Here is a 2,672-nt window from a genome sequence, read left to right as displayed (position 1 = left end):
CACATTTTGATATGTTCCCTGTACGTTAAGAAATTAGTTTGTATATTTTAGGAGATGTACGAGACAGGTGTAAATGTAGGGGAATCCAATATTTTCTATTCAAATATGATAGAATGGAAATATATCCAAAACGGAGGGAAAACAAATGAACTCAAACACAAAACAGTTTATTTATGATATCCAGCAAAGAAAGAACAATTATATGGAAGATGTATTAACAGCGATACAACACCCTAAAAAAGAGCAATCTGAACAGGTCATTCAAAATATAGTAGAGAAGATGGATATGATGATTAGTCTAGTTATTACGTACATGAGGATTGAATCAGGATCTACGGAAGAATTAAAAGAACTTCAGAAAGAAATTATCCATGCTCAAGCATATATCCAAAAAAGAAAATTTGAAGAAACACAGAGATAAAACCCTGTGTTTTTATTTGGACGTCTATGAAACCAATTTGTTATAAATCAAATTAGATGTAATTTAATCATTGTTTTGGCATAATCCATACAATTTGTTGAATTCGTACAATATACGGTACCGTATCTTCAATTAGCAAATGATCTGGTTTCACATCCTTTAACTTACCTCTTACAGTTTCAATAACCACGTGTTTACCAATTACCGATTGTAATGTCTGATATACGTAGGGATTCGGTACACTTACCATATTTTGTTCACTCAAGTCATTTCCCTCCAAATAACTCAATCTATAAAACTCCTTTCTAACCTACATTCTTTCTCTTAATATATGATATAAATCTTTTAAATATGCTAGAAGGATAATTCATTATAGGAACAAAAATAACATTTTAATAAGGTACTTTTTCTATTCCTAGATTACTAAAAAATTATTTATATACGGTTACTTTTGTTAGTTAATAGGTGATGATATAGGGATATTTTGAATGTACATTCAGGTTGTTCTTTTCAAGATATGTGTCATTTTAAATACGCCCTTTGTTAGCATACTGCTCATGCTTTTTTTGAGATTCTTTCGTAATACGTGCGTTAAGTAAAATTGCTAACAACAAAAACACTCCATATTTCCCACCTGTAGCTCCTATGATAATCACACTACTACAAACAAGTACAATTAATAGGAGAAACGAAACTAAATAAATACGATCATAGTTCTTTGACATCTTCTCGTATTTTATGCGTTCTTTTCTTGCATCCATCTAAATTCCTCCTTTAAATTATCCATTTCACTATCAAATAAATCTCGCCCTTAAAAAAGAAATAATATGTCGTTTTAAATAATTAGTTTGTTTTTTTATCAACTACTTTATATAACGTAAAAAGAAATCCTACCAATATTAAGCTTTCCACCATGATAATCCCGATCCTCTCCTTCCTTTTAACCCCAACACATCAGATAAAAGTTATGTATATTCATTATCATCAGCAAACAAAAAGGATCTTCCCTTCTCGTAAAGGCTGATCCTTTTCTTCGTTCATTCAACTATTTTTAGCTATTCTTGATTAATTAAAATAACAGCTGGTCCATCTACACGAATTCCACCAACTTCGATTTTTTCATAAGGCTCAACTGTAATAGAAATGATCCCTTCTCGCTTCTTTAATTCATTACTCAATTCTTTTGTTAACATTTTTTTCATGTGTGCACTCCTTCTTACTGCTTCATTTACTATTGTTATGTAAATTAAATTTAAAATGGTTTCCTGGTCTGGAAACCATTTTTTGTAGTTGACCATATGGTGTTACCAGTTCGTTTATCAATTTTACGTAAAGAAGATAAACAATTACTATTCACTGTCTCAGTAGATGTAAGAAACTCTTAAAGATAGCGGTGAGATTAATTGTTTTTTCTTCTAGAAATAATGACTTAGATAGTATATTACCTAAAACAATGAAAGCCCTACCTCTCTTTCATCCTTACGGCTCCTTGTCCGTGCCAGTGTGAATCAGGATTGCAAAAATCAAGTGACTATTTAATCGAGTTATTTGATGAAACTTCGAACGTTCGTAAAAGAAATTAAAAAATAAAAATGGATTAGATTGAAGTAATAACAAAAGAGGTTCCTACTCTAAAAGTGAGTTGAAGAAGTTGCATGTCTTTGAAATGATTTACTTTTAATAATAATCATATTCCCGAAAAATTCAGGATATTTCCGGGAGATGTAATACATTATCTATAATGAACCTTAACAGAAACTTTTTATTTGATTTTCAGTGATCCCTTTAATTAATCCTAGTTCACTAATCAAAAATTCATGTGCGTTATCCAACATTTTTTTTTCGCTTGTATTCAGTGCTTTTTCTTTCTTCATACGCATTAAATCACGTACAACTTCAGCACCTTCTTGTATTTCACCCGTTTTTATTTTGTCCGTGTTCACTTTATACCTTTGTTTCCACGGCAGTAATCTATCTGATTCTCCATGCTGAAAAATGTGTATGATGCGTTTTAATGTAAGTATGTCAGTAACTGGGCGTATACTTGAACTTAATATTTTACCCGTAGGAATCATGACTTGCATATTACTGATTGACATTTTTATGACATAATACTGTTGTTTTTTCCCTGAGAATTCTTTTTCTTCTATGGCTTCAATTATACCTGCTCCGTGCATTGGATAAACAATGTTATCGCCAATTTGAAACATATAATCCACCTCCATATATGGTAACCTTCTTAACCTTAACA

General features: G+C 31.1%; 5 protein-coding genes. 1 reads left to right on the top strand and 4 read right to left on the bottom strand.

From position 1 onward, the window contains the following. Positions 1-145 precede the first annotated feature (145 nt). Positions 146-421: a hypothetical protein gene (locus COI75_RS17225; protein WP_098448516.1), complete on the top strand. Its 276-nt coding sequence runs from the start codon at positions 146-148 to the stop codon at positions 419-421. Positions 422-488: 67 nt separating this feature from the next. Here COI75_RS17225 and COI75_RS17220 read toward each other — a convergent pair whose 3' ends face one another. From COI75_RS17220 to COI75_RS17205, 4 genes are all read right to left on the bottom strand, one after another. After that, complete coding sequence (locus COI75_RS17220) at positions 489-710, bottom strand: DUF2642 domain-containing protein (protein WP_098323381.1); 222 nt, start codon at positions 708-710, stop codon at positions 489-491. A 238-nt stretch (positions 711-948) separates the two neighbouring features. Next, positions 949-1,182, bottom strand: coding sequence for a hypothetical protein (locus COI75_RS17215; protein ID WP_000340035.1), 234 nt, complete (start codon positions 1,180-1,182; stop codon positions 949-951). 294 nt (positions 1,183-1,476) lie between these two features. Next, positions 1,477-1,623, bottom strand: a complete 147-nt coding sequence (locus tag COI75_RS17210) for a BC1881 family protein (RefSeq protein WP_000738547.1) — start codon at positions 1,621-1,623, stop codon at positions 1,477-1,479. 546 nt (positions 1,624-2,169) lie between these two features. Next, complete coding sequence (locus tag COI75_RS17205) at positions 2,170-2,631, bottom strand: CarD family transcriptional regulator (RefSeq protein WP_000486316.1); 462 nt, start codon at positions 2,629-2,631, stop codon at positions 2,170-2,172. Positions 2,632-2,672 lie beyond the last annotated feature (41 nt).

Origin of the sequence: Bacillus cereus (assembly GCF_002564555.1) — a bacterium.
Lineage (GTDB): Bacteria > Bacillota > Bacilli > Bacillales > Bacillaceae_G > Bacillus_A > Bacillus_A cereus_K.
This window is presented reverse-complemented; position numbering and strand designations above follow the sequence as displayed.